This window comes from Spirillospora sp. NPDC049652 (assembly GCF_040675125.1).
Classification (GTDB): domain Bacteria; phylum Actinomycetota; class Actinomycetes; order Streptosporangiales; family Streptosporangiaceae; genus Spirillospora.
The window spans coordinates 1-1582 of record NZ_JBFAOF010001321.1 but is presented as its reverse complement, the minus strand read 5'-3'; the positions used below and the strand labels follow the sequence as shown (position 1 = coordinate 1582).

Sequence of the window (1582 nt, the reverse complement as noted above, 5' to 3'; positions counted from 1 at the left end):
CTCGTCCAGGAACAGCACCTCGGGGCGGTTCACCAGGCCGAGCGCGAGCTCCAGACGGCGGCGCTGGCCGCCGGAGAGCGCGGCGGTCGGGCGGTCCAGCAGGCCGGTCAGGTCCAGGTCGGCGGCGAGCTCGGCGGCGCGGGTCCCGGACTCGGCGCGCGAGAGCCGGTGCATGCGGCCCTGCGTCACCAGTTCCTCGCCCGCCGGGCAGTTCGGGTCGAGGCCGCCGGACTGGGCGACGTAGCCGATCCGGGCCCGCACTCCGGCGGGGTCGGCGAGCAGGTCGCGGCCCGCGACGGAGGCGCGGCCGCCGGACGGGGGCAGCAGCGTGGCGAGCATCCGGACGGCGGTGGTCTTGCCGGCGCCGTTGGGGCCGAGCACGCCGAGGATCTCGCCGCGCTCCGCCGACAGGTCGATGCCGCGGACCGCGTGGACGGGCCCGGACCGCAGCCGGAACGTGCGGCTCAGCCCGTGGACGTCGAGGACGGGAGGGGTCATGCCCGACAGGAAAGCACAACGCATGCGAAAAATACAATCGACTGAAAGTTTCGCATGCCATGTAAGGTGGCGGGGTGACGGAGAGCCTGCGGGAACGGAAGAAGCACGCGACCCGGCGGCACCTCGCCGAGGTCGCCACCCGGCTGTTCGTGGAGCGCGGCTTCGAGGCGGTCACGATCGCCGAGATCGCCGAGGCCGCGGACGTGTCGGTGAAGACCGTCTACAACTACTTCGTCGCCAAGGAGGACCTCGTCCTCCCGCGGGGCGACGAGGCGTCCGCCGACCGGCTCGCCGCGTTCGTCCGCGACCGCGCGCCGGGGGAGTCGGCGGCCCGGGCCGTCCTGCGGAACCTGCGCGAGGAGCTGCGCCGCCGCGACCGCAGCGTCGGCCTCACCCTCGGCTACGGCCGGTTCATGCGGATGGTGCGCGAGTCGCCGACGCTGCTCGCCCGGTTCGACCGGCTCGGCGCGGACATGCGCGCGGCCCTGACCGCCGAGCTCGCCGCCGCGTCCGGCGCGTCCCCCGGCGACCCGGTGCCCCGGCTCGTCGCCGCGCAGATCGCCTGGGCGCAGGAGACGATGTTCGCCGAGATCGCCGAGCGCACCGCCCGCGACGAGGGGCCCGGCGAGATCGCCGCCGCCATGCTCGACCTGCTGGACGTCATGGAGTCGCTGCTCGGCGACCGCGTCCTCACCTACGCGACCCGCCCGGAAGGGGACGACCCGAGATGAACGTGTTCCGCGTGTCCGTGCGCGGCAAGTTCGGCGGACTGGACGACGCGGCCCGTGCCGCGCTCCGCGGCGGCGACCCGTTCGGCGTCGCCTTCACCGAGCGCGGCACCTTCAGCTGCGACGGCTCGTTCTCCGTCTTCACCTTCCGCGTCGAGGTCCCGGCGGGCCCGGACGACGGCGAGGACGACGCGGGCCTCGCCGCCCTGGCCGCGCTCGACGCCCACGGCCACCCCTACAGCGTCCTGAAGATCGCCGTCACCGACATGCGCGACATCAAGATCCGCCGCAGGCGCTGAGCCCGGGCGGGCGCGGCGTCAGGCGCGGTGTCAGGCGCGGTGTCAGGTGCGGCGGCT

At 74.7% G+C, this 1582-nt stretch carries 3 protein-coding genes; 2 read left to right on the top strand and 1 reads right to left on the bottom strand.

From position 1 onward, the window contains the following. A partial coding sequence (locus tag AB0J52_RS39820) for an ABC transporter ATP-binding protein (RefSeq protein WP_500188328.1) occupies positions 1–498 on the bottom strand: 498 nt, incomplete at its 3' end. Positions 499–572: 74 nt separating this feature from the next. Between AB0J52_RS39820 and AB0J52_RS39815 the strand changes: the two genes are divergently transcribed. Beyond that, positions 573–1229, top strand: a complete 657-nt coding sequence (locus tag AB0J52_RS39815; RefSeq protein ID WP_500188326.1) for a TetR/AcrR family transcriptional regulator — start codon at positions 573–575, stop codon at positions 1227–1229. After that, positions 1226–1525, top strand: coding sequence for a DUF6204 family protein (locus AB0J52_RS39810; protein ID WP_500188325.1), 300 nt, complete (start codon positions 1226–1228; stop codon positions 1523–1525). Before AB0J52_RS39815 ends, AB0J52_RS39810 begins: the two co-directional genes overlap by 4 nt. Positions 1526–1582: the final 57 nt, after the last annotated feature.

Excerpts from the sequence above, each read along its gene's own strand:
- AB0J52_RS39810 (WP_500188325.1), top strand. The coding sequence starts at position 1,226 with ATGAACGTGTTCCGCGTGTCCGTGCGCGGCAAGTTCGGCGGACTGGAC.